Below are 25,774 nucleotides of genomic sequence, written 5' to 3'. Positions count from 1 at the left end.
TGCTTCCTATTTATTACCAAACAATTGAATAAGTAACCACTCCAGATTTGCCTATCAATTTGATAGGTAAAATCAATTCTTGTAAACCATCAGCAGAATCTCTGATAATTGGTGATTGCTTACCCGTTAATTCTATATAATAGGATTTATCGTCAATAGCATAAAGCCCATTTGGCAACTTCTCAATAGTAGCCCCTTGAGCGATCAAGCTATAAATTTCTAGATTTTCATTTTCGACTACAACTTTTAGAGTATGTGCTAATTTCTTACCAGACTCCTGGGTATCAAAAGTCTCTTGTATCCTAACGCCTGGAATCCGGTAGCTAATTATAGGAGCACCATTAGCCTTCAGTTTATAACCTTCGTAGCTAAATCCATCGATTTCACTAGGCCAAGCTTCATCCTTTGAATCCAGCACTGCTAAGCTTGGCTTTCCTGCCAACTCAATCACATTCCCCATAGGCAACATCAGTTGAGTTTCTCCACGGCCATACCACATAGGGGTGGTTTCTACAAAATCCCCTCTCCACACACTCAATAATTCACCTTTACTTAAATCAATGGCATAATTTACACCACCTGGTTCACCGACTGCTACTGTGTGGGTGCGCTTTTCCCCATCGTACATGATAAATCCTCGTTGCATTTCAGCCCTATCATTTACTTTCACTGCTATCTGTCCCACAGGATCATCAGCTCTTAAGGGAACATTTAATGCTGTTTTTGCTACTCCATTTCCTTCGACAGTCAGTGTGATGTCATTACTTGGGGCATACCAGTGACCGTATTTTTTGAAGTAGTTCAGTTTGATTTTATGAGTTCCAGCTGTCAATTCTGTGGATCCGTTCGCTTTTCCTGTTACACCATCCACATAGACCACTTCCTTATCATCTATAAAAAGCTTACCAGCACCATTAATATTGCCTGGTGGGGTATCATCCGGAACCCATGCTAGATTTAGGTTGAAGAAATATTCCCCATCACTTGGAATCTCTAAGGACCCTTCGACAGTTCCTGAAAACTCATTCCTTGTAGCTGGTGCCAAATGAGCCAATACATCTATAGGCATTTCTCCCTTTGGCTTTGCTTTCGCAAAATCGTTGATGGCTCTGATGCTATCGTAATAAGTGAGCTTCATATCTTTCAAAGTCACCTTTTCCGATCCATAAGTTTTGTACTTGATATTTCGAATAGCTACTCCACCATGATCGCCTTGAATCACTAGAGGGCCTAAGGCTTGCTCATCTTCAAAAAAAGCGGCCTGGGTTGGACCTGTTACTTCAATATTCTTTTGAACCAAAACATCGTTTTGGTAAACAGAAACAAATTTGGCGTTAGCCACCTTTTTCCCATTAGAATCAAAGCGGGGAGCTTGAAAGACAATTCGAAGAGATTGCCAAAGGCCCGGTGCTCTGCTTACATTTACAAGAGGTGGATGCCCTTCAAAACCTTCTCTACCTGCTCCCCTACTAGCATCCCATCGTTGATAGATTGCGCCGGCGTCGGAGTATTTAGGATCTTTCTCTGCCCAAGAATCAAATAATTGGACTTCATACCTACCTTGAAGATAAACACCGGAATTACTTCCCTTTGGCATCATAAAATCAAGTGAAAGCTCAATATCCCCATGCTCAAAGGAAGTTTTTAACGCTTCGTTATCACCTTTTTGCAAAGTATTCAATAGTACGCCTACACCACTTGTGGTTTTAGATTTACCTCCATCTAGGTCATAAAAGACATCTCCGACGATCTGCCAGTTGTTACCTGTGGCTTGAAATTCACTTAAACTTTGAAGAGGTAGCACCTCAAATGGAATTGGGCTGTCCTGTGCTACAGATGTTATCGCCTTGATAAACAGGCAACAACAAATCAGAATTAATTTTTTATTCATTTTAGGTTAAATAGGTATTGAATACCAAAGGTAACCTCCTGAGCATTTTAAAAAAATAGGATTATTTCAAGTAAAAATTTATTGGTATAGTATATATACAATAAAAAAGCAGGAGAAAATCTCCTGCCCTTTATTTGAAAACTAAACCAACTATTATTTAACTACCACAATGAATTCAAAAATAATACATTTATTATAGAATCAAAATTCCAAATAAAAATTTGTTAAGATTATTTCTTCTCCGGGAAGTTACCTCGTTTAAATGCAATTCCTAATGCTAAACCTTGGGAAAATTGAATTTTACTATCTTGATCCAAATCATAGATCATCAAACTGGTCAAACTTACGTTAACTAGATTGGAAACTTTGGCAGTAAGTCCGAAGTCCAAGCGATGATCAATCGCATCAAAGGCGAAATTTTCATAGTTAGCATACATTTGATATCTAACCATTAGGGATAGATTTTCAGAAAGCTTCTTATTGTAATCCGCCAACACACTAAAAGCCAGCCACTCTGTACGCACTGTTTCCCCTATTTCTACCCCATAGTTGTTTGGAACATTTAAATATAGATCTGTGTCTGTCACAAAGGTCCATCTAGGTGAAAAGGGTGAGATACGTAAGCTGAACTCGTCATTCGGCTTATATTCCAAACCTAACGAGGTGGTGAGATAGGCAGGATTTGCAAACTTGGAAATCAGCATTTTCTCAGAATCCTCTGGAAACTCATAGCCGGGAGCAAATTGAGAAAGAAAGTTAACGGCAAAGAAATAATTCCATTTGTCGCTAATCTTATAACCCACTTTTGAATCAAGGAATATACGGTCGTTTGATTTACGTCCTTCCTCATCCTTATTCTTCACCACACCATAGATAAAATCCATTGTATTGTCCCACGACCATTTGTCTCTGGCATAATTAGCACGACCGTTGAGGTAAACACCTAGAGCGATGGAATTTACTCCGCCTCCTTGCCAATTACCACTAAATGCGGCTTGATTTAGGTTCAGTCCACCTTGGATTTCTTTAAGCCAATAGCTCGTATCTTTAGGCACTAAGGTGGCATCTTCCTGGGCAAAAAGTTGCCCACTAAATAAAATAAAGAGGAAAAGTGTAGAAATTCTTTTCATAATTAAGGGATGTTGAATTATTTCAATATAAATAAATACTATGCAAATATGGAAAATGACTTGGAAAGAGAATTAATAATTCGTGATTATTTGGCCAGACAACGTACAACACTCGCAAATAACAGGACTTTGCTCTCTTTTATTCGCACTTCACTATACTTTTTGGTATCAGGCACAGCGCTGTTTGAAGTTAAAGAACTTGACCACGTACGTGACTTGGGCTACTTGGCATTTGGATTGAGTTTCGTTTTTATTATCGTCGGGTTCATGAGTTACTTCCGTATCCGTCAAAAATTAAAAAAAGGAAACTATCTAAACATGTAATTCATGACGTTCGAAATCGGTCTCGTTTTTGCAATTATTGGGTTTGCCATTATATTATTTTTTACTGAAAAATTCACCATTGACACCGTTTCTATTGGCGTAATGGTCGCCTTTCTATTGACTGGGATTTTGAACGTAGAAGAAGGTCTATCTGGATTTTCAAATCCTGCTACAATTACAGTAGCTGCTATGTTTGTGGTATCGGCTGCAATTTTCAATACCGGATTATTAGATAGCTTTACTCAACAGCTAAGTTCTCAAGCAGGGAAAAGTAAAACCCACCTGCTTTTTACCTTAATGCTTTCTGCCGGTTTTCTTTCGGCATTTATAAGTGATACCGCTGTGGTTGCTCTGTTTATGCCGGCTGTAATAAAACTTCATAAAACAGACAATATTCCGCCTTCAAAGCTTCTAATGCCACTTTCTTTTGGGGCATTGATGGGTGGAATTTGTACACTTCTCGGTACTAGTACAAATATTTTGGTGAGTGGAATAGTTGAGAAAGCTGGGTTACCTTCATTTGGTGTTTTTGAAATGAGTTTGATGGGACTGGTGTTTTTTGCCACAGGATTAATATACATGCTGACAATAGGTAGTTGGTTAACCCCTAGTCGTAAACCAAAATCAGAATTGGGAGACAGTATTCAGTTTGGAAATTATCTTTCCGAGGTCATTATACTCAGCGATTTTGAACAATTAAATGAGCCTCTACTCAAGCAGAATCTTTTTGGAAAGCTCCCTATCAAACCGCTGCAGATTATACGATCCGATGGACGAAAGGTCCGGGTTTATCCTAACACATCAATTCAGGAAGGTGATATCATTCGTATTAATTGCGACAAAGAAACCCTAGAGAAAATTAAGACCCAGAAAGGAATTGAGTTAAAAGCTGACTTGAAATGGAATGAGGAAAACATTGTCAATGAGGAAGAACGACTGTATGAAGCAATGGTCACCCCTAATTCATTCCTGATAGGAAAAAGCATTAAAGCATTGAATTTCAAAAAACTATACAATCAGGTTCTGGTCATTGGAATTCGACATAGATCTGATATGCTCAGCTCTCTGCTTTCTAAAACTGACTTGCGTGCCGGCGATATTTTGCTTCTAAGAGCAACAGAGGAATCAATTCAAAGTATAGAAGCGAGTGATGATCTGCTTTTGCTTTCAGAATCTAAAAGTCATCCTGTTAATAAGTTAAAAACAGTAATAACGCTAGTCATACTTGCCCTGATTATAGGCTTGGCTTCATTTGAAATATTTCCAATCGTTGTCACAGCAGTAGCAGGAGCGATTGCCTTGATCGTGGTGGGATCATTGAACCCAGAACAAGCATACAAAGCAATAGACTGGAAAGTGATTTTGATGCTTGCAGGAGTTTTATCTATGGGTTTAGCTCTAGAAAAAACTGGTGGGTCTGAGCTTATCGGTACCTCAATTGTGGAAAGCGTCGGGCAGTTTGGTCCTCGGGCAGTCATGAGCGCCTTATTTGCATTGACCTTTCTGATGACTAACGTGATGTCCAACAATGCGACCGCGGCTTTGCTTGCTCCTATTGCTATCAGTATTGCTGCGGCCTTGGATGTAGATTCCAGGCCAATGCTGATGGCTGTAACTTTTGCTGCCAGCCTGAGTTTCATGACTCCAATGGGCTATCAAACAAATACCATGATCTATACGCCAGGGAATTATAGATTTAGTGATTACATTAAAGTGGGAACTCCGCTCAACCTATTGCTTTGGATTGTGGCGACGTTTGGAATCCCATATTTCTTCCCTTTTTGACGAGCAATATTCAATACGATATGAGTTCCTAGTTTAGCGTAGCAAATTTTCAAGAGTCCAAAACGCAATAAAGCATTGAACTTATTTTCAATGCTTTATTAGCTTCATATTCATAAAAAGTGCAACTTGATTTTTAATCAACAAGCTTCACTTGAACTACATTTTCTGCATCCAAATTAAAGAACTCACGATGCACATTGAATTCAGGCTCATCCCCTACTGGATGCTTTGCCAAATAAGTACCATCCTCCTGCATCACATAAGCATTGACATTATCCTTTAGGTTATAAGCCAGAATATTCATCAGCTGCTTTTCGAGTAAAGGCGATTCCACCTTGAAAAGTGCTTCCAATCTCTTGTCAAAACTACGAACCATCATGTCCGCACTCCCAGCGTAGGTTCTTGTGTCGCCATTATTGTGGAAATAATAGATCCTGGAATGTTCCAAGAAATCCCCTACGATAGAAAGCACCTCAATATTTTCGCTCAAGCCCACTCTCCCTGGCCTGATACAACAAATGCCTCGGACAATCAGCTTGATGGTAACACCTGACTGCGACGCGCGATACAAAGCATAAATTATTTCAGAATCCTCCAGAGAGTTTACTTTAATAAATATGCCACTTGGCAAACCTTTCCTTGCGTTCTCAGCTTCCTTCTCTATATACTCTATCAATTGATTTCTCATATCTCGAGGAGCAGTGATCAAGTTTTGATATTGGGAAGGCATGGAGTGCCCAGTGATTACGTTGAAAAACTCAGAAACGTCATTTGCTAAAGTCTCATTGGTAGTCATTAATCCAATATCCGTATAAAGCCTCGCGGTATCCTCGTTATAATTACCAGAACCTAAATGAACATAGCGAGTGATTTCACCTCCATCTCGCTTTACGATGAGTAGTAGTTTGGTGTGGGTCTTCAGATGAGAAATTCCGTATATCACAAAGCAACCTGCCTTCTGCAGCTTCTTAGCCTCTCGGATATTATTCTCCTCGTCAAATCTCGCTTTGACTTCAAAAAGAACCGAAACGTGTTTGCCATTTTCAGCTGCTTTTAGCAATGCTTTGGTTATTCTACTTTCTTTGGCAAGTCGATAAATGGTCATTTTGATAGCCATTACATCCGGATCTTCAGATGCTTTTTCTATCAAATCTAAAATAGAATCAATGTTGTTATAGGGATGATGAAGAAGAATATCTTTCTCTTTCAAAACATCAAAAATATCTGCAACTCCTTCATCCTGGTAAGACAGAGGCTTTACAGGATCAGGGATTTGTGGTAAGCGCTCACGGAATTTTTTGTTTCCGACGATCTGCCAAAGGCCAGTAAAATCTATAAGGCTTTCTCTTTTTATCAGAAATACAGAATCCATTTTGAGATTCCATCTCTCCAAAAGTGAATTCATCATCCACTTACTGTAGCCTTCTTCGATTTCTATCTTTACTACCCTCCCGCTCTTTCTTTCCATCAATTTGCGCTTTACTTCCTCCAAGAAGTTTGCGTCCATATCTTCACTTTCCTCCAATGTAAAATCCCCATTTCTGGTGATTCTGAAAAGAGTAATCCCTTCTATATCTACATTTCTAAATAGTGAAATAATATTTTCCCGTATTACTTCTTCAATAGGAATCAGCAATAAAGAATCCTCTCGTTCAATTTCGAAGAACCTTGGAATATTTGCAGGGATTTGCACAAAACTCATCTTGCGCATATCCTGTCTATCTCCTGGACTGGTAGTCACTACACCAAAAACCAAAAGTTTATTCATCAATATAGGAAAGGTGCGATAGCCATCGTAAACCATCGGAGTAAGCATAGGATAAATAGCTTTTATAAAGTAATCCTGCACTTTCTCCTGCTCCTTCTCGGTAAGCTTTGAAATATTACATAGCACTACTCCTTGCTCCTGAAGCTCAGGCATTATCGTCTTAGTGAAATGTTCATGCTGAGCTTGATGAAAAATATGACTATCATTCATCAATTTAGCCTTGAAAGGCTCTTCTCTCAATCCCGAATAATCAACCCTTTCCTTATCGTAATCAAGATAATTATATAGTGACCCTACACGAATCATGAAAAACTCATCCAAATTGGAAGCTGTAATAGCAAGAAACTTAAGCTTTTCAAAAACACTACGGTGAGATTTTTTGGATTGATCCAACACACGTTCGTTGAATCTCAACCAACTTAAATCTCTGCTTACCAGATCACTATGTTGTATTATCGAATCGTATTTTTCAACAACTTCCAATTTCATCTCTTTCAAAGTTAATAGTTAGAAGCAAGTTAAGTGATGCTTGCTTAATTTGGGTTTATGATTATGTTAACAATTAAAAAAAGGGGCTGAAAAGCCCCCTTGAATGATTAGGTATCGATTTTTGCGTATTTCGCATTTTTCTCGATAAAATCTCTACGTGGGGCTACTTCATCTCCCATAAGCACGCTGAAGAGATGATCTGCTTCTGCGGCTGATTCAATATTAACCTGTTTTATCGTCCTCACATTTGGATCCATTGTAGTAGTCCAAAGTTGCTCAGGGTTCATCTCACCAAGACCTTTGTATCGCTGAATACCTACGCTGTCCTCTTTCCCATCTTTTGCCATTTCTGCCGTAAGAATTTTTCTTTCTTCCTCAGTCCAGCAATATCTCTCGTCTTTCCCTCTTTTCAATAAATATAAAGGAGGCAAAGCAATATAAACGTAACCGTTTTCTATCAATGTCCTCATGTATCTGAAGAACAAGGTAAGAATAAGAGTTCTAATGTGAGAACCATCGATATCAGCATCCGTCATGATGATGATTTTATGATAGCGAAGACCGGTAAGATCCAGTTCCTTATCATCATTTACAGTTCCGAATTTAACACCCAGAGCAGTAAGAATGTTTTTTATCTCTTCGTTATCATAGATTTTATGCTCGTGAGCTTTTTCTACGTTTAGAATTTTACCTTTTAATGGCAAAATCGCCTGAAAGTCCCGATCACGGCCTTGCTTAGCAGATCCACCTGCTGAGTCCCCTTCGACTAAGTACAATTCACAGACCGTAGGATCACTATTCGCACAATCGGCAAGCTTACCTGGAAGACCACCGCCTCCAAGTACATTTTTACGTTGCACCATTTCTCGTGCCTTTCTCGCAGCATGCCTTGCTTGTGCAGCCAATATTACTTTACCTACGATTATTTTCGCTTCTTTAGGATGCTCTTCCAACCAAAACTGTAGCGCTTCCGAAACCGCAGAATCTACAGCTCCAACTACGTCAGAGTTACCCAACTTAGTTTTGGTTTGCCCTTCAAACTGAGGCTCAGCCACTTTCACAGAAATAACTGCCGTAAGACCTTCACGGAAATCATCTCCTGAAACTTCCATCTTCAACTTGTCCAGCATTCCAGACTTATCAGCGTAAGATTTCAGAGTTCTTGTCAGTGCTCTTCTAAAACCAGAAACGTGGCTTCCTCCTTCGTAAGTATTAATGGTGTTTACGTAAGAAACCACGTTTTCAGAATAAGAACTATTATAATTCATAGCTACCTGCACAGGCACACCATTCTTTTCTGTATCTATGGAAATTGGGGTATCGATGATTTTCTCACGACTTACGTCCAAGTATTGAACGAATTCTACCAAACCACCTTCAGAAAAGAATTCATCAGATTTAACTGAACCGTCATCTTCAGTTTCACGAAGATCCGTTAAGAAAATTCTGATTCCAGCATTCAAAAAGGACATTTCACGAAGTCTATTCGCGATGGTCTCATACTTAAATTCTGTGATAGCAAAAATACTTGCATCGGGCTTGAAGTGAATGGTAGTTCCTCTTCGATCAGTAGTTCCAACCTGTTTTGCAGGATACTGAGGTACACCAATTTTAAATTCTTGTTCGGTAATTACTCCGTTTCGATAAACTGTTGCTTTAAGATCAGTGGATAGTGCATTCACACAGGATACACCTACACCGTGCAATCCACCGGATACCTTGTAAGTATCCTTATCGAATTTACCACCCGCATGAAGAACGGTCAACACTACTTCGAGTGCAGACTTTTTCTCCTTTTCGTGCATATCTGTAGGAATTCCACGGCCGTTATCCTCGACAGTAATTGAATTATCTACATTCACTGTCACTTTTATGGTATCGCAGTGTCCTGCAAGTGCTTCATCAATAGAGTTATCAACTACTTCCCAGATTAGGTGGTGCAGGCCCTTGACCCCAACATCACCGATATACATAGCAGGTCTCTTACGAACTGCTTCAAGACCTTCTAATACCTGAATATTACCGGCACCGTATTCGCCTAGATTCTTCGCTTTTTCTTCACTCATATGTTTTGGAGAAAACCCTCAAATTGGGTCTAAAAAGGTGATTTTATGTTCTTTTTTAGATTCGGCAAGATAGGCAAAAATTGTGACTTTACACAGCTTTTGCCGATCATCAGTTACACAAAAAAGGATTTAAGAAAGATCAAGTCAACAGGTTGGTTGACAAGGGTTTTAATATTGATTTGTACTCAACATAACCAAAGTACAAACCCTCAAAACTTCAATTCCCGCAGCTTCAGCTTCCTGAAAGAAGGTAGGATTCTCAGTTCCAGGGTTGAAGATGATTCTTTTAGGCGAAAGACTGATCAAATAATCAATCCACTCCTCCTGATGAGCAGGGCCAATATAGAGTGTGATGGTATGTATATCTTGGAGTTCAGGCTTACTTCTAAGATCAAGAATTTTTTGACCAAAGACTTCTCCCGATTTAATTCCAATCGGCAAAAAAGGAATGCCTTTATCAGCCAATCTGTCTGCAGCGATATAGGCAAATCTTGATGTATTTGTAGTTGCTCCTACGATCAGGGTTAACTTTTCCATCTTACCTACTTCCAAATACCCTATCTCTTTCGAACGTATCCATGTGCCTATGCTTTTTAGTTTCGTAGATATCCTCCAGGGTAATTAAAATCCCCGTTTCTTCTACTTCACCAAACTCATCATTAAGAGCAGTGCCAAATGTCATCATGGTTGGAGAAAGATTCATATAGGTGTTGATCAATGGAGGAATATTCTCCCCATAAGCCCGAATCCTTCCATTGAGCAATTTATAGCCTTCCTTATATTCTAAGCCTTCAAAAGGGTTTCCGGCTTTAGGAAGATCAGTTTCATAGCCCAGCTTCAAGCTATCCTTAGGCTTCACTAATCCATCTTTATCAGGAAAATAATAATTCATAAACATCAGCAGCAAATCTCTAGCTTCCCGACTGAAATGAGGGTACATCGTAACTTTACCAAAAAGATACTTCACCTCCGGATTCAGCAAAACCACCGCCCCTAATCCATCCCAAAGATTATCAAGACTAAAAATACCTTTCCTATTATCAAGCGCAGGCTGGTATTTTGGTTGTACAAAAGATCTCCCGAGCTCGATCGTGTACGGAATGTAATCCTGAATAAAACGATCTGTAAAATCAAATAAATGGGTAGTAGATAGATTTATGCTTCCGTCAGCATTGATTGAGTTCTTACAATTAATCAATCTGTAACCAGCTACAATTTCTTCATCTTCAGGATTCCAAGTAATTAGCTGATCGTAGCAATTTTCACAAATATCATTTTCATCAAGATCAAGTTCCAGGCCAGTCCCTCCGCCTGCAGCTCTAAAGGTCAATTCCCTTAACCGTCCTATCTCACGAACAACATTCGGTGAATTATGAAAATTAACCAGGTAAACCAGATTGTCTCCATTATTTGTATATCGTAAAAATCGATCCGGTGTCAACTCTAACTTTAATAGCTCTTTGTCAATTGCCGGAATTATTTCTGCTTCTTTATTCATTCTTTTTACCAAGTTCGTAAACCAAATCCTTCATTTTTTCAGCCCATTGCGCATCCGTTTTGGAAGAATCGAAGGTCTGATAGGAAATTTGTTCACCTACAGTGATCACCACTTTTTTTCCTTGCTGCTTATATAATTCATCAGCTAGGTAAAACATCTCAATATTAGCTTTTACACCTATTCTCTTTCTCCAATAAGCCAAATTGTAGAAAAATTTGGAGTTTTCACCTCCAATAAAACAAGGTAGTACATCTTTTTTGTATTTCTTCGCTTTAGAAATAAAGCTCTTTTTCCATTGCAAATCACGAATTCCAGTATCATCTTTCCTTGAAACTAATCCCGCAGGAAAGATTAAAACAGCATAACCACCTGAATATGCGGCTTCTATTGCCGCCAGAGTGTCTCCAGAATTCTTACCATGTTTATTGATTGGGATAAATAAAGGATCAAAGTTTTTAAGAGCCATCAACAAATCATTGACAAGAAATCTCATATCTGGCCTTACTTGTCCTATTGCTTTCATCAGCGCAATTCCATCTATACCTCCTAGAGGATGATTAGCTGCAATTATAATCCCACCTGTCTTTGGAATATTCTCTGCTCCTATAAGCTCAACATCAATGTTAAGTTCTTTGATTATTCCATTACCGAAGTCGATTCCATGCAAATGGTCTACCTTATCCAGCACATCATTCATCCATTCTTCATGAGTTACCCGCTTTATATACCTGAGCAAAAAGCCCGGCATCCATTTCAAAAGCGCAGGGTTTTTGGATTCTATAGATTTTTCTATGTCAATAAATTTCTTGGACATCTTAGAGCTCAGGTTGCTAATAGGGCGATGAAATAATTGAGAACTTGTTCTCTCTAATTTTCGAAATAAAGCTAAAAGTACAAAAAATCAGGTTTAACCTTACGATAGGGAAAGCCTGCTGCAATTAGAGTCCTGAAAACCAATCCACTTAATTTGAATCATGACCAGATAGGACCATGGTTGAACAAACAATTAATCCAATTTAGCCTTGTTGAAAAGGCAAACCCTAAGAAATCTTTCACCCCGAACATCTTGAGATTTTGCCTAAAAAGCGCAGTCTGGTCTAGCCTCCGATTAATTTCTTATTTTTGCTACCCTAATAAAGACACCCTATGAGCGAATCAATATTATCACTTTGTCCTGGCCCTTGGAAAGATTACGAACTAATTGATACTGGAGGATTTGAGAAATTAGAACGATTTGGAGAGTTTATCCTCAGTAGACCGGAGCCACAGGCAATCTGGGACAAAACCCTTCCAGAAAGTGAATGGAGAAATCTAGCTCATGCGCATTTTGCAAAAGAAAAAAGCAATCCTGAAAAAGGAAATTGGGAGCAATTGAAAAAAATGCCCCATAACTGGGCAATTGAATATAACAATCCTGATGGCTTAAGTCTAAAGCTTAATCTTGCGCAAACTTCATTCAAGCATATCGGTCTCTTTCCTGAGCAAGCTGTAAACTGGGACTACCTCTATAAAACGATACAGCGTTCTCCAGTTTCGAAACCAAAAGTATTAAATCTTTTTGCCTATACTGGAGCAGCAAGTGTAGCTGCAAAAGCCGCAGGTGCTGATGTCACGCACTTGGATTCTGTAAAACAAGTAGTGACTTGGTCGAGACACAACATGGAATCTTCCGGCCAATCCGACATCCGCTGGATGGTAGATGATGCTATGAAATTCATCAAACGAGAAGCACGTCGAGGAAATAAATACAATGGTATTATCCTGGATCCTCCCGCTTATGGCCGTGGTCCGGACGGAGAAAAATGGGTTCTGGAAGAGCAGATCAATGAAATGCTAAAGGTATGTGCGGAGATTTTGGATCCAAAAGATCACTTTCTCTTGCTCAACATGTATTCCCTAAGTTTCTCATCTCTGATCGCTGCCAATTTGATCAATACCACATTCAAAAATGTGCAGAATGCCGAACACGGGGAACTCTATCTTCAGGACAATCAAAACAAAAAACTACCACTGGGAATCTTCTTTAGATTCTCAAGCTTTTAAACTACACCTTAGTAATGAATAACCGCCAACTTTTCCTCCAGCATCTAGCACAAACAACTGATTTCCCTTTGATGATCGAAGTGGAAAAGGCGGAAGGAATCTATCTTTTTGGACCTAAAGGAGAGAAATACATTGATCTCATTTCGGGTATCGGAGTGAGCAACGTCGGACACAGGCATCCAAAAGTACTGGAAGCAATTCAAAACCAACTGGATAAATACCTGCATCTTATGGTGTACGGTGAGTATGTACAAAGTCCCCAGTCTTTACTTGCAAAAGCGCTTTGCGATACGCTGCCAAAGCATTTGGACAATGTGTATTTGGTAAATAGCGGAAGCGAAGCAATCGAAGGCGCATTGAAACTTGCAAAGCGATATACCGGAAAGCCAAAGTTGATTTCCTGTGTAAATGCCTATCACGGAAGTTCACATGGCTCCCTAAGTGTGGGAGGAAACGAGATTTTTAAGCAAGCCTACAGACCGTTACTTCCAGGGATTAGTCATATTAATTATGGGGATATTTCTGATTTGCAAAGTATTGATTCAGAGACAGCAGCTGTTTTGATAGAAACCGTGCAGGGTGAAGCAGGAATCCGAGTTGCCGAGAAAAAATATTTTCAGGCTCTACGTAAGCGATGTGATGAAACAGGTACTTTATTGATAATGGACGAAGTACAGTGTGGTTTTGGAAGAACTGGTAAATTCTGGGCTTTCGAGCATGTTGGAATTATCCCAGATATCGTCGTTTGTGCCAAAGGAATGGGCGGAGGCATGCCAATCGGTGCCTTTATCGCTAATAAGGAAGTGATGGGAGTTTTCAAAAACAACCCTATCCTTGGACATATTACTACATTTGGAGGACATCCAGTGAGTTCTGCTGCTTCTCTAGCGACTATCGAGATTCTATTGGAAGAAAAGCTCATAGAGCTTGTAGAAGAGAAAGCCAATTTGATTAAGTCCCTCCTGATACATCCAAAAATCAAAAGCATCAGAAATAAGGGATTGTTGATGGCGGTTGAGTTTGAGTCCTTTGATGTGTTGAAACCAATTATCGATACCGCCATTGAAATGGGGGTGATCACTGATTGGTTTTTATTTTGTGACGATGCCATGCGAATAGCACCACCACTTACCATTACCGAGGAGCAAATTCATGAAGCTTGCGAAGTGATTTTCAGGGCAATTCAGAAGGTTTTCCCTAGTTAGCATTTCTGCATTTTCACTTTTCGAAACTTCTTTTCAAATCAGTGAGTTTACCCCCTAAAGGAAAAAACCATGAAAAATCAAGACAAGAAAGTATATCCAGTACAGAAAACTGAAGAGCAATACCGTCAAGAACTTGATCCAGACTCCTACCGAGTTCTACGGGAAAAAGGAACTGAAAGAGCATTCACGGGAGAATACTACCTGAATAAAGAAACAGGCATTTATGAGTGCAAGGCCTGTGGGAACGAGATTTTTCACTCCTCCAATAAATACGACAGCGGTTGCGGCTGGCCAAGTTTCACCAAACCGGTAAAACCGGAAGCTATCGACGTACACATGGACTATACCCATGGAATGATCCGTGAGGAGATCCTTTGCGCTAATTGCGGTTCGCATCTAGGTCATCGCTTTCCAGATGGCCCTTCAGACCAGGGAGGAATTAGATATTGTATTAATTCGGTGAGCTTAGATTTTGAGAAAGAGAAGTAATCAGCTGATTTAATTTTATGTGATTATCCGCAATGATGCCAGTTGCCTTAGATTCTTTGCTTATCTGGCCGGAAGACCGATGACCGATGCTGCTTCAATTCTTAAGTTAAGATATCCTTTTTTGCTTTTGACTCCATACTGGCGCAAAAGCGGATATACAAATAATTTTTTAAAAAAAATCTTAGTTAGTGCTATGGAAAGAATGTTTAGAATCATCCTTACACCAGAGTTAGAAGCTGGATTCACCGCTGTTGTCCCTCATTACCTGGATGCGTCACTTGTGGCGAAAGGTTAGAACACGCTAAAGAAATGGTCAAAGAGGCTATTTCTCTCTACATTGAAGACATGGTGGTAAACGGGGATGAAATCCAAAAAAGCATCTATCTGTTCAACTTGTTGAATTAAAGGAAATTGAAAATTCTACATCATTTCAATTTCCACTATAACAAAAGCCATTTCATCATCGATATTTTCAAAAATCCAGATGTTTCCATCTTTGGCAAAATGAACATTTGGAGTTTGGGTCAATTCTGGGATCTGAGCTTCGGCAATAAGGTTTAAGTCTTTATCAAATATGCTTAGGAATACATCAGCTCCAGTACTGACATAGCTATTATATTCATTAAGTTCTTCGCTGTAAGATTTCTTATCTGAAAACCTTAAAAACCGCTGGTTTTTATCATCCCAGAAGAAGCTACCGTAAGAGATCTCCTCTCCTAGTTTGCGTTCAACATCTTTTATCCCTCCTGTGGTGTATTCCACAGTCTTGGGCGGCACATATTCTTTCTCATAACCCAACAATGGAGTATCCCATTTTTTCACCTGAACACTATCACCTTTGAAATCAAATACCTGAACTTCGTTGAATGCGTTTGAACTAATCAAAAAGTTTCCATTCGCTAATAAAGGAAAAGCCCCCGTACCATAGCCACCTGCATCATTTCCATCATAAAGGATCTTGATATAACGTTCGATATTCTTAGCCCAATCCGGAAGGTCAATCTTTTGGTAGGTACGATTTTCCAAGTCAAAATCAAGTATGAATTCCGTATTACTCTGCCAATGAGTAACTAAGGCTATAAATCGGTCAGGATTGTTTTCATGCTGTTGCAGCGAACGAGCAAAATATTCGTTGACCCCAAGATATTCTTCAGCTATTTTTTCCAATTCCAAATCTCTGACCAGTTCGCCATTCTGATCTAGAATTTTATAGAATTGGTAGTTCCAAAAAAGTATCTGTTGATTGGGTAAAATTGAAAATTGAGGATAATTGCCAATTCCGTTAGGTCCTTCTTTCTCAAATTGGATCTTTCTATCTAATTGTAGATTATCTAGATCTATTTTCTCCGCAGAATTATCCTTTCTATTGAAGTTAATCAGGTAGCTCTTGTCCTCTGACAAACTGGAGGAATACAACTGATCCTGCAAATAAAGAAACTCCTGCCCTGCATCTATCATGACAGTATCTAGGGATACTTTAATCTGATCTGAAACGGTCAATTTTTTCTCTTCAGATGAAGAACAGGAACTCGCAAGTAATAAAAGTAAAAGCCCAGTAAACAATCTCATAGCAATACATTTTGAAGTTCAATTAAAAATTTATTGGACTAAAAGGTAATTGATAACTTCCAAATATTCGGAATCAGAGATGTTACAAAAAGTTAAAAGATGATTTTGTCTCGTGGATTTTAGATTTCTAACTTCAGACTTTAGCTTTTAGAGAATTCCTTTCTCCGGATGTCTGCCAGTAACAGTTCTTCCAAAAACTTTCAGCTCCTCTATCTGAGCATCCATATTTCCATCAGGGTATATCACCGGACCTATTCCAGCTTCCTTTTTCTTATAGTCTAAATACCCAACTACCACAGGAACATTCGCTCCAAGTGCAATGTGATAAAAGCCTGACTTCCATTTTTTCACCTGACTTCTTGTCCCTTCTGGAGTCACCATGATCACTAACTCATCCCGCTCATTCAGCATTGAAACCATTGATTCTGTATAGGTTTGTTTTCTGCCTCCTGGCACTCGCTTTCTATCAATGGCTATTGCTCCCAATCCACTTAGCAACCAACCCAATGGACCAACCATAACCTCTTTCTTTATGGTAAAACGAACTGGAATATCCATCAGGAAAAATGCCGCACGGGCATACAAAATATCCCAATTGGATGTATGAGGAATTGCAATAAGAACGGCTTTCTTTAATCCTTTTGGCCAATTATCATTCAAGGACCAACCGGAAACCCAAAACACAATACGGGACAAAAATTTCATCATGCTTTTATAGATTTATTAGATTGTTCAGCTAATTCCAAAATCGAAGGATTTTCCTCAATATAATTCATGGTGTGATCGTACCCCACACCAAATAATTCTGAAGCCTTTTTGATATCAAAAACCCCATATCTACCTAGCCCAGGAGGTTCAATAAAATAATCACACTTAGATTTCCTACTGTAAACATTGTAATTCATCGCCATAATCACCGAGCGCTCGATCAGTTTTTTCATATTGCTGATATTCGCCTCTTCAGGGAGTTGATTGCAATTTACTCCAATCACAATATCACAGGTCCCATCCAAAGGTTCCACAGGCAGGTTATTCAGTACACCACCGTCCACAAGAAATCGATTACCTATCACAATAGGATCAAACATCCCTGGAATACAAGAAGAAGCCATTATTGGTCTGATCAACTCACCTTCTGAATAGTACCGAACTTTTCCTTTTTTAATATCGGTGGCTGCTACGGTCAACGGAATCTGCAATTCCGAAAAATCATCATGCTTGAGGTATAGCTTAAAAAGAGTCCCTACAGAATCCATTTTCAGAAAGCCTGTCAAAGAAATTGCTGGTCGGAGAAATTTAAAATAATTGGTCTCTACTATAATTTTCAAGATTTCATCTGGCGTATAGCCTTGACAAAACATGGCTCCGGCAATAGCTCCGGCCGACGTTCCAGATACTTTGGTAGGAAAAATACCAGAGTCAGTAAGTGCTTTCAACACGCCTAAATGGGCAATCCCCCGCACTCCTCCACCTGAGAGCGCAATTCCAATCTTTAGGTTAGATTTCATCAAGTCTGAATGTTTGATCCAAACGAACACCTTTTTCAGTCATTTTCACAGTACAGCATTCGTTCACAGCGTCATGCTCTAGAAATAAAATGTATTCTTCCCTTGCTGCTTCTTCCAAAAACGTAGCTTTTTCATCCATAGTAAGCAGCGGGCGGGTATCGTACCCCATCACATAGGGCAATGGAATATGGCCTACTGAAGGAAGCAAATCAGCTACAAATACTATAGTCCTTCCTTTATACTGGATCTTTGGAAGCATCTGCTTGTCTGTATGCCCATCCACAGTGATAAAATCAAAGCCAGGAAGAAATGATTTACTTTCCAAATTGACATAATCCAATTGACCCAACTCTTGCATTGGAAGTATATTTTCTTCCAGAAAAGAAGCTTTTTCTCTTGGATTAGGTACAGTTGCCCACTGCCAATGGTCTTTGTTTGACCAATAAGTAGCCCTAGGAAAAGCCATCTCATACTGTCCATGTGAACCATACTTTACACCACCTCCACAATGGTCAAAATGCAAGTGGGTAAGAAAATTGTCAGTGATCTGATGTGGACTTACTCCAATTTTTCTTAGACTCTTTTCAAGTGAATCATCTCCATGCAAATAGTAATGCGAGAAAAACTTAGCATCCTGCTTATCTCCTATTCCATTATCAATTAACACGATTCTATTTCCTTCAACTACGAGAAGAGATCTCATAGCCCAAGTGCAAAGGTTATTTTCGTCAGCTTGATTGGTGCGGGACCAAAGTGTCTTAGGCACTACGCCAAACATGGCTCCTCCGTCCAATTTGAAAAATCCGGTATTGACTACGTGTAATTCCATGATATGAAAGAAAAATCCCGGACTTTGTAAGAAATCCGGGCTTTAAATATTTTATTCAACAACAACACCCATCGAACAAAACTTGTCGATGCGCTGCTCTATTCTTTTCTCAGGTTTGATCTTGTCAAGCTCTTTCAAAGCTTGCAGGATAGCTTCCTTAAGTGTGATAGCCATTTTTTTCATGTTCTTATGAGCTCCACCTAAAGGCTCTGGAATTATTCCATCCACTAAGCCATTGCCTTGCATATCATTAGCAGTCAATTTAAGTGACTCAGCCGCTTGCTCCTTGTAATCCCAAGATCTCCAAAGAATTGTGGAGCAGTTTTCTGGAGAAATAACAGAATACCAAGAGTTCTCTAGCATCAACACCCGGTCACCAATAGCAATACCTAAAGCTCCTCCTGATGCACCTTCGCCAATGATGACGCAGATCACAGGGACTTTCAGCATAAACATTTCCTTGATATTTCGGGCAATAGCTTCACCTTGGCCTCTTTCTTCAGCTTCCAAACCAGGAAATGCACCTGGAGTATCTATCAAAGTAACGATAGGCTTTCCAAACTTCTCTGCCATTTTCATTAGGCGAAGTGCCTTTCTGTAACCTTCAGGATTTGCCATCCCAAAGTTTCTCATCTGACGTTGCTTGGTATTTCTACCTTTTTGCTGACCGACGAACATTACGGATCGACCGTCCAAGTCTCCTAAGCCTCCAACCATTGCTTTGTCATCGGCTACATTTCTATCTCCATGAAGCTCGACAAAATCATTTGTCATCTCATAGATATAATCTAATGCATAGGGCCTTTCAGCATGTCTGGATAGCTGAACTCGCTGCCAGCGGGTCAGATTTTGAAACGTTTCTTTCTTCAAAGCAAGAATTTTATCTTCAAGGGATTCAATATCTGAACTTAAATCGATATTTCTGCCGGTAGCCAACTCCTTCATTTCCTGAAGTTTTTGCTCTAAATCAGCTATAGGTTTTTCGAATTCTAATACCATTTTGGTGATTTTTAGGAAAAACAAAGATAAGCATATACCCTTGGGAATTAAAATTTTTAATGAGGTCCCTTAGGTATTTCAATAAGATAAAAGGCAATTGGGGTTAAAACAAAAAAGTCCCGAATTTCTTCGGGACTTTAAGCGGAATGGACAGCCTGTCCCGACTTTTTTCGGGAGAACTCGAACTTGCGACCTTCCCGATGAATCGGGACAAACATTCTAACCAGATGAACTCTCAGTAATTAGACCATCAATATATGTTCTGGATTTTTTCATTTTTATAAATCGCTCCATTTGTAGAGCTTCATTTTTTGTGGAAAAGGATTTTAACCAAACAATTTTCATTGGTTACTTTCTTGCCGTATAACCACTATGCATACGATTATGCTTTTTAAGCCTTTCAGCAGGGTCCTGAGAGGAACCTATATAAAATGACCCATCCTTTTCTGATTGAAGGATATAAGTGAAAAATTCCATGTACCAATTAAACAAAAAAGTCCCGAATTTCTTCGGGACTTTAAGCGGAATGGACGGCCTGTCCCGACTTTTTTCGGGAGGACTCGAACCCGCGACCTTCCCGATGAATCGGGACAAACATTCTAACCAGATGAACTCTCAGTAATTAGACCATCAATATATGTTCTGGATTTTTTCATTTTTATAAATCGCTCCATTTGTAGAGCTTCACTTTTTGTGGAAAAGGATTTTAACCAAACAATCTTCCATGGTTGTTTTCTTGCCGTATAACCACTATGCATGCGATTATGCTTTTTAAGCCTTTCAGCAGGATCCTGAGAAGAACCTATATAAAATGAACCATCCTTTTCAGATTGAAGGATATAAGTGAAAAATTCCATGTACCAATAAAACAAAAAAGTCCCGAATTTCTTCGGGACTTTAAGCGGAATGGACGGGACTCGAACCCGCGACCTCCTGCGTGACAGGCAGGCATTCTAACCAGCTGAACTACCACTCCAATGGTTTAAATTTGAGATATGCTTTACTATCTCATGTGAGTGAATTCAAACTTACGACCTTCCCAAGAATCGGGACAAGCACCTCTTAAGCTGAACTACCACTCCAATATTTTAATCGTCACTAGCTGATGAACTTTTTCATCAATTTTAAGCGGAATGGACGGGACTCGAACCCGCGACCTCCTGCGTGACAGGCAGGCATTCTAACCAGCTGAACTACCACTCCGTTTACTGCAATCCTGAGGCTATTTCGATTTCTCAACAACTACCCCGTTTTTGAGTGATGCAAAGGTATGTTTTAGATTCGTTAATACAAAAGTAGACCAGAAAATTTGCACGATTATTTTGTATGAAGTTCTTTTTCAAGGAGATATTTTTTCTAGACTCCTTACTCCTTTTGACTTTTTCTAAGTGTCAATACCATCAATTTGTGAAATCACCAGCACTGATATTTTTATCTGCATCCATCATCTCCAACACTAAATCAATTTCTTCCTTTAGCTGCAGTGACAATTTTTTCAAACGATCTGAGTCAATCTCTTCCATATGCTCTAGTTCATTTCCAATTTCAGACAAAACCTCCATCCCTGCCGAAATTGCTGTTCCGTAGAGCTTGTGACCAGCCTCATTTAGCGAGGTGATATCCTTAGCCGCAATCATCTCCTGAATAGTTTTCAGCGAATCTTTCAGTTCAGAATTAACAAGTAGCTTTATGCTTGCTAAAAATTCCTGATCATTTGAAGTGTAATTTCGGAGTTTCTCAGGGTTATAATGCTTATTTACCTCTGTTAAGCTTTTTACTTCAGAGGAATTTATACTAGCATCACTTTTATCTAACCATTTATTGAGAACCATTTTTACAATTTCCTCAACTACTGGCTTCACTACAAAATCGTCCATCCCCGCAAGAAGACATTTCTCCCTCTCCCCTTTCACATTACCTGCAGTAAAGGCAATGATGGGAACACGAGAATCTTTCTCTAGCAATCTTATATTCTTGGTAGCTTCATAGCCATTCATTACTGGCATCTGAACATCCATAAGGATAATGTCTGGAAATTGCTTTTTACAATATTCCAAAGCTTCCAACCCGTTATTAACTGCTATAATAGTGGCTGTAGGCGAAATCTTTTTTATGATTGTTTTCGCCAAAAGCATATTTACCAAGTTATCTTCAGCAATAAGTACCGAGAAATCTTTCAATGTATTATCTACTGCCTCCGGCGCTTCTACTTCCTTACTAGGCTCGAATTTATAAAGCTTGGATAAAGCTTGATAGAATTCCTGAATCTTGATAGGCTTGATCAATCGATGATGAACATGGAGTTCCTTACAGGTTTCTATGATTTTATGATCATCAGATGAACTATGAAGCAGCATAATGGGCTCTTCAGATCCCCATGAAGCAAAAGTCTCCCTTATCTTACGGATAGTCTCCAGTCCATCCATAAATGGCATATGGTAATCCATTAAAATCACATCAAATTTTTCTCCTGTCGCTAAAGCTTGCAAGGCTTCAAATCCATTGGAGGCTTCAATAGATTGAATGTTTTTCAGCAATAACATTTGCCTAACAATCAATCGATTATTCTCATTATCATCAACGATAAGCACATTAGTAATCTTCTCTACATCAAACCAATCGATGGCATCTCCTTCTTCTGTTTTCAAGGTGACATCAAAGAAGAATGTACTCCCTTTCCCTGGCTCACTCACAAGTTGTAATTGACTATCCATCAGCCTGAGAAGACTGTTAGAAATAGTCAATCCAAGGCCTGTACCTCCATATTTTTTGGTCGTAGAACTGTCTTCCTGAGAAAATGCTTCAAAGATCTTAGCCTGCTTCTCAGGTTTAATTCCTATACCAGTGTCGCGTACAGCAAAGCGCATTCTATAATATTCACCTTCAGATTCCAGGATTTCAATCTTCAATTCTATCTCTCCCTTTTCCGTAAACTTGGATGCGTTGCCCAATAGATTTACCAAAATTTGTTTCAACCGCACCGAATCTGTGTGGACAAATCTTGGCAAGTCGGTTGCCACATTCAATAGCATCTCCAGGCCTTTATTCTGAATCTGATAAGTAATAATATCTGTTGCTTGAGAACTGATTTCGTACAGGTCACACTTTTCTATATCGAGCTCCAAGCGACCGGCTTCAATTTTGGAAAAATCAAGAATATCATTGATAATGCTCAATAGCGCATTTCCTGATTGGTTTACGATGGATAAATATTGATGCTGGGTTTCGTTCAGATTTGTTTTTAGAACCAAGTCAGTAAAACCTATTACGCCATTTAATGGAGTTCTGATCTCATGACTCATATTGGCTAGAAATTCTGACTTGGCGACACTCGCTTCCTCAGCTTGTATTTTAGCCTTTTTCAATTCTTCCCGCTGATTAACTAGGTTAGTAATGTCTTGGGTGAAAAGCATAATACCACCTACTTGCCCATCGTGAAGGTACCAAGGCCTCATTTCCCAGGTCACATAGCGATCCTCTGTGTCACCTGGCATTCTGATCACATCCTCTTCCTTTCGCTCGACTGCACCGTTTAAAACACGCTGATCACGTGCTCTTCCGGCGCTATCTATTTGTGGAAATAGATCATAATGGTATTTACCTTCAATATCCTTTCCTTTCAGGTAATAATCCTTCTTCCACTGATTACTTGCAGCAATGTAAATCAAATCCTTATCCAACATCGCCACAGCAGCTGGCGTGTGTTTCACAAATGCATTAAGTCTGCTTTTTTCAGTGATTAGGTCATTTTCTATCTTGCTTTTCTCGGTAATATCTATGGCTATACCTAGGTAGCCGATTGATTTCCCATCCAAATCCTTCATTGGAGAAACCACCAATGACACAACTTTTTCTTCCCCGGTTTTAGTTACAAATGTCCAGTCTCGTTGTTCTACTCCGTCACGATCAGCCCTTGCTGTAAAAATTTCACGTGGATTAATTTCTCTTCCAAAATCAAGCTCCAACTCTGCCTTGAAGGCTTCGACTTCTTCCTGTTTATAAAGCAAACTTGGCTTTTCCTTCCCTACCATTTCCTTGGCAGAATAACCTAGCATTTTTTCTGCTCCAACATTAAAAACTGTAATAAATCCCGCCATGTCTGTGGCAATCACACAAACTTCAGAGGAGGCATTGATCACATCATCCAGAACTTTTCTAGTCTGCTCTAAATCTATCTGAGCACGCTTACTCTCATCTATATCCTGGAAAGTTCCAAATATTCGTATACATTCACCTTTTTCAAATTCCGCTTGACCTATTGCCCGTACCCAAAGTTCATTTCCTTTGCTGGTAACTAGCTGCAACTCCAGGTCCCAAGGCTCTCCCATAGTCATAGCCCTATGTAAAGCAGCTGTGATAGTATCTCTACTTTCTCCCTCTTTATAAAAATTGATACCTGTCTTCACATCAGGCTCAAAATCCTCCTCCACTTCATGAATTAGCTTCGTAGTGGGTGTCCAGCTTAAAGTCTGCTGTTTAATGTCTAGGTTCCATCCTCCTACCCTTGCCACTTTCCCAGTTTCTTCGAGTAGTTTTCGGGCATGAGACAACTCTTCTTCCAGCTTTACACGCTTTGTGATATCTATTGCATTTCCGATTACATAATCCCCAACACCAAATTGATCAGTTTCCAAAACGTTATTGAACAACCAAATGAGCTCTGAGCCATCCTTATGCTGAGTGATCATTTGCCCACTGGCTTTCCCCTCTTTTTGAACCACAAAAAGATATTGATCTATCAATTCGTGACGGTAGCTTGGTACAATATCATATAGACTTTTCCCTATCAACTCATCAGCAGAATAGCCTATTTTTTGTGCACCTGCTTCATTCACCGAGATAAATACACCTTTCAAATTATGTGTACACATCAGACCTTGGGAGTTTTCAAAAAACGCCCGTAATCTTCCCTCACTTTTTGCCAATTGCTGCTCCTTGGCCTGAGAATCAGTGGTATCTCTAGCAATACTAAAGACATTCCCGGTAAGAGGGTCTGGGGTGGAAACCCATGAAAGTACCTTATAGGTACCATTCTTACATAGAAACCTATGGGAAAACTCAATTGAAGATTCTCCGGAGGCTAGTTTTTCTAGCTCCTCCTTAGACTTGGCAATATCTTCCGGATGTATTAATTCAAAAAACGATCGAGTAAGAAGCGTCTCATTGTCCCAACCGAGTAAACTAGTAAAAGAGGGATTGATTTTTTTGAAAAAACCATCTGTACCAGCTATACAAACCAAATCATTTGACAGGTTAAATAACTTCTCCACATTACTAAAATCTGCAATCAACTGCCTTTCCTGAATAATGATAACAGCTTCACTAGCAAGTAATTCGAGTGCTGTTTTAGTCTTTGTATCTAGGTGAATAGCTGCTGAATCAAAAATAAACAAACATCCAACCCATCCATCTTTATCGGAAATTAAGGGTAAACCTACATAAGAATTAATATTATGGGACTCAAAAGCCTTCCGAAGATCATCCGATAGAGAACTCTTCGACACATCAGTACAGCTAACAAGCGTATTACTTTCTAGTGTTTGATTTTTAAAAAAAGTGGTAAGTTCTCTATTTTCTATGCTAATGCCAGTTTCCGCCTTGAACCCAAGTAACCCTGTCCCTTCAATTAAAATAAGCGCCTGAGAAGCACCTGTCACAATTGCACTCAGCTGGCAAATCCTATACAATGACACATCCTGTACAGGGTCAAGGTTTTGATAGCTATGAACTGTTAATTGATTTGACTTATTATATCCTTTCTTGGAATTATTATTCATAACTAAATTATAATTTTCAGACTTTTCCACTCAGGCACCATCAAACATTAACAAGCCTGCTGCATTCTTCAGATTGAAGCACTACACGTGAAAGTCGCGATATCTATTTTTGGTGAACTATCAGGAAAGTGAATTAGTTTGTTCCCTTCGTCTAACATTCCCAGATTTCTTTTAATCTTTTTGTGGTACGACAATGGAAATATACATCTGGGCTTTCTCTGAATTTTAAGCTAAACTCTACTCGTTTGATTTAAATTTCTGTCAAATTATGACAGTTTCAGAACAATAAAAATAAAAGGATATTGAATCAAAAACCTTACTTCTGTCTAAGTACTTCAAACACGCTCCTCTATCCCACCTGATCACCCTCTGTAAATGTTTATCATACAAAGATTAAAGCTTTT

Annotated in this window: 22 protein-coding genes and 2 tRNA genes; 7 read left to right on the top strand and 17 right to left on the bottom strand. The window is 39.2% G+C overall.

Features of this window, described 5'->3' with window-relative positions; genetic code table 11:
• Positions 1-13: 13 nt before the first annotated feature.
• Together QOL76_RS11740 and QOL76_RS11735 are read right to left on the bottom strand one after the other, a co-directional pair.
• Positions 14-1,891, bottom strand: a complete 1,878-nt coding sequence (locus QOL76_RS11740; RefSeq protein ID WP_283413162.1) for a 3-keto-disaccharide hydrolase — start codon at positions 1,889-1,891, stop codon at positions 14-16.
• 230 nt (positions 1,892-2,121) lie between these two features.
• A complete protein-coding gene (locus QOL76_RS11735) occupies positions 2,122-3,021 on the bottom strand; it encodes a DUF3078 domain-containing protein (protein WP_283413161.1) in 900 nt (299 codons plus the stop codon).
• Between the two features lie 48 nt (positions 3,022-3,069).
• On the opposite strand from QOL76_RS11735, the gene QOL76_RS11730 reads away from it, so the two are divergent.
• Both QOL76_RS11730 and QOL76_RS11725 read left to right on the top strand, forming a co-directional pair.
• Positions 3,070-3,345: a DUF202 domain-containing protein gene (locus QOL76_RS11730; protein ID WP_091691930.1), complete on the top strand. Its 276-nt coding sequence runs from the start codon at positions 3,070-3,072 to the stop codon at positions 3,343-3,345.
• Positions 3,346-3,348: 3 nt separating this feature from the next.
• On the top strand, positions 3,349-5,130 hold the full coding sequence (locus QOL76_RS11725; RefSeq protein WP_283413160.1) for an SLC13 family permease: 1,782 nt from the start codon (positions 3,349-3,351) through the stop codon (positions 5,128-5,130).
• A gap of 133 nt (positions 5,131-5,263) precedes the next feature.
• On the opposite strand, the gene ppk1 is transcribed toward QOL76_RS11725, so the two are convergent.
• From ppk1 to glsA, 5 genes are all read right to left on the bottom strand, one after another.
• The gene (gene ppk1 / locus QOL76_RS11720; protein ID WP_283413159.1) at positions 5,264-7,387 is read right to left on the bottom strand and encodes a polyphosphate kinase 1; all 2,124 of its coding nucleotides are present in this window, start codon (positions 7,385-7,387) and stop codon (positions 5,264-5,266) included.
• Between the two features lie 107 nt (positions 7,388-7,494).
• Positions 7,495-9,453, bottom strand: a complete 1,959-nt coding sequence (gene gyrB / locus QOL76_RS11715; RefSeq protein WP_283413158.1) for a DNA topoisomerase (ATP-hydrolyzing) subunit B — start codon at positions 9,451-9,453, stop codon at positions 7,495-7,497.
• Positions 9,454-9,621: 168 nt separating this feature from the next.
• Positions 9,622-9,990: a CoA-binding protein gene (locus QOL76_RS11710; RefSeq protein WP_283413157.1), complete on the bottom strand. Its 369-nt coding sequence runs from the start codon at positions 9,988-9,990 to the stop codon at positions 9,622-9,624.
• Position 9,991: 1 nt separating this feature from the next.
• Positions 9,992-10,951, bottom strand: a complete 960-nt coding sequence (glsB, locus tag QOL76_RS11705; RefSeq protein ID WP_283413156.1) for a glycine N(alpha)-acyltransferase GlsB — start codon at positions 10,949-10,951, stop codon at positions 9,992-9,994.
• The gene (gene glsA, locus QOL76_RS11700; protein WP_283413155.1) at positions 10,944-11,765 is read right to left on the bottom strand and encodes a lyso-glycine lipid O-acyltransferase GlsA; all 822 of its coding nucleotides are present in this window, start codon (positions 11,763-11,765) and stop codon (positions 10,944-10,946) included. Before glsA ends, glsB begins: the two co-directional genes overlap by 8 nt.
• Positions 11,766-12,097: 332 nt before the next feature.
• Here glsA and QOL76_RS11695 point away from each other — a divergent pair, with 332 nt between their 5' ends.
• The 5 genes from QOL76_RS11695 (at position 12,098) to QOL76_RS21270 (ending at position 15,093) form a co-directional block, all read left to right on the top strand.
• Positions 12,098-12,994, top strand: coding sequence for a class I SAM-dependent methyltransferase (locus tag QOL76_RS11695; protein ID WP_283413154.1), 897 nt, complete (start codon positions 12,098-12,100; stop codon positions 12,992-12,994).
• 14 nt (positions 12,995-13,008) lie between these two features.
• Positions 13,009-14,199 (top strand): aspartate aminotransferase family protein, encoded by a 1,191-nt coding sequence (locus QOL76_RS11690; protein WP_283413153.1) that lies wholly within the window; start codon positions 13,009-13,011, stop codon positions 14,197-14,199.
• Positions 14,200-14,268: 69 nt separating this feature from the next.
• The gene (gene msrB, locus QOL76_RS11685; protein ID WP_283413152.1) at positions 14,269-14,688 is read left to right on the top strand and encodes a peptide-methionine (R)-S-oxide reductase MsrB; all 420 of its coding nucleotides are present in this window, start codon (positions 14,269-14,271) and stop codon (positions 14,686-14,688) included.
• Positions 14,689-14,707: 19 nt separating this feature from the next.
• Positions 14,708-14,983 carry a hypothetical protein gene (locus tag QOL76_RS11680; protein WP_283413151.1) on the top strand — a complete coding sequence of 92 codons (276 nt, stop codon included), beginning with the start codon at positions 14,708-14,710 and terminating at the stop codon, positions 14,981-14,983.
• Positions 14,984-14,997: 14 nt separating this feature from the next.
• Positions 14,998-15,093, top strand: coding sequence for a hypothetical protein (locus QOL76_RS21270; protein ID WP_377918640.1), 96 nt, complete (start codon positions 14,998-15,000; stop codon positions 15,091-15,093).
• A gap of 15 nt (positions 15,094-15,108) precedes the next feature.
• Here QOL76_RS21270 and QOL76_RS11675 read toward each other — a convergent pair whose 3' ends face one another.
• The 10 genes from QOL76_RS11675 to QOL76_RS11630 all read right to left on the bottom strand — a co-directional run bounded on the left by QOL76_RS11675 (position 15,109) and on the right by QOL76_RS11630 (position 25,370).
• Entirely contained in the window at positions 15,109-16,257 is a 1,149-nt protein-coding gene (locus QOL76_RS11675) for a DUF4221 family protein (protein WP_283413150.1), read from the bottom strand.
• 147 nt (positions 16,258-16,404) lie between these two features.
• On the bottom strand, positions 16,405-16,965 hold the full coding sequence (locus QOL76_RS11670; protein ID WP_283413149.1) for a 1-acyl-sn-glycerol-3-phosphate acyltransferase: 561 nt from the start codon (positions 16,963-16,965) through the stop codon (positions 16,405-16,407).
• Positions 16,962-17,765 (bottom strand): patatin-like phospholipase family protein, encoded by an 804-nt coding sequence (locus QOL76_RS11665; RefSeq protein WP_283413148.1) that lies wholly within the window; start codon positions 17,763-17,765, stop codon positions 16,962-16,964. Before QOL76_RS11665 ends, QOL76_RS11670 begins: the two co-directional genes overlap by 4 nt.
• Positions 17,755-18,594, bottom strand: coding sequence for an MBL fold metallo-hydrolase (locus QOL76_RS11660; protein ID WP_283413147.1), 840 nt, complete (start codon positions 18,592-18,594; stop codon positions 17,755-17,757). Before QOL76_RS11660 ends, QOL76_RS11665 begins: the two co-directional genes overlap by 11 nt.
• A 51-nt stretch (positions 18,595-18,645) precedes the next feature.
• On the bottom strand, positions 18,646-19,593 hold the full coding sequence (locus QOL76_RS11655) for an acetyl-CoA carboxylase carboxyltransferase subunit alpha (RefSeq protein ID WP_283413146.1): 948 nt from the start codon (positions 19,591-19,593) through the stop codon (positions 18,646-18,648).
• A gap of 348 nt (positions 19,594-19,941) precedes the next feature.
• Entirely contained in the window at positions 19,942-20,070 is a 129-nt protein-coding gene (locus QOL76_RS11650; protein WP_283413145.1) for a GIY-YIG nuclease family protein, read from the bottom strand.
• Positions 20,071-20,192: 122 nt separating this feature from the next.
• Positions 20,193-20,450, bottom strand: coding sequence for a GIY-YIG nuclease family protein (locus QOL76_RS11645; RefSeq protein ID WP_283413144.1), 258 nt, complete (start codon positions 20,448-20,450; stop codon positions 20,193-20,195).
• Between the two features lie 45 nt (positions 20,451-20,495).
• Positions 20,496-20,569, bottom strand: a tRNA-Asp gene (locus QOL76_RS11640).
• Between the two features lie 153 nt (positions 20,570-20,722).
• Positions 20,723-20,796: transfer RNA gene (locus QOL76_RS11635), tRNA-Asp, on the bottom strand.
• Positions 20,797-20,993: 197 nt separating this feature from the next.
• Complete coding sequence (locus tag QOL76_RS11630) at positions 20,994-25,370, bottom strand: PAS domain S-box protein (protein ID WP_283413143.1); 4,377 nt, start codon at positions 25,368-25,370, stop codon at positions 20,994-20,996.
• Between the last annotated feature and the right edge of the window lie 404 nt (positions 25,371-25,774).

This window comes from Algoriphagus winogradskyi, assembly GCF_900182815.1.
In the GTDB taxonomy this organism is placed as follows: domain Bacteria; phylum Bacteroidota; class Bacteroidia; order Cytophagales; family Cyclobacteriaceae; genus Algoriphagus; species Algoriphagus winogradskyi.
The sequence above is the reverse complement of the archived record's forward strand: the minus strand, read 5'-3'. Positions and strand labels throughout refer to the sequence as shown.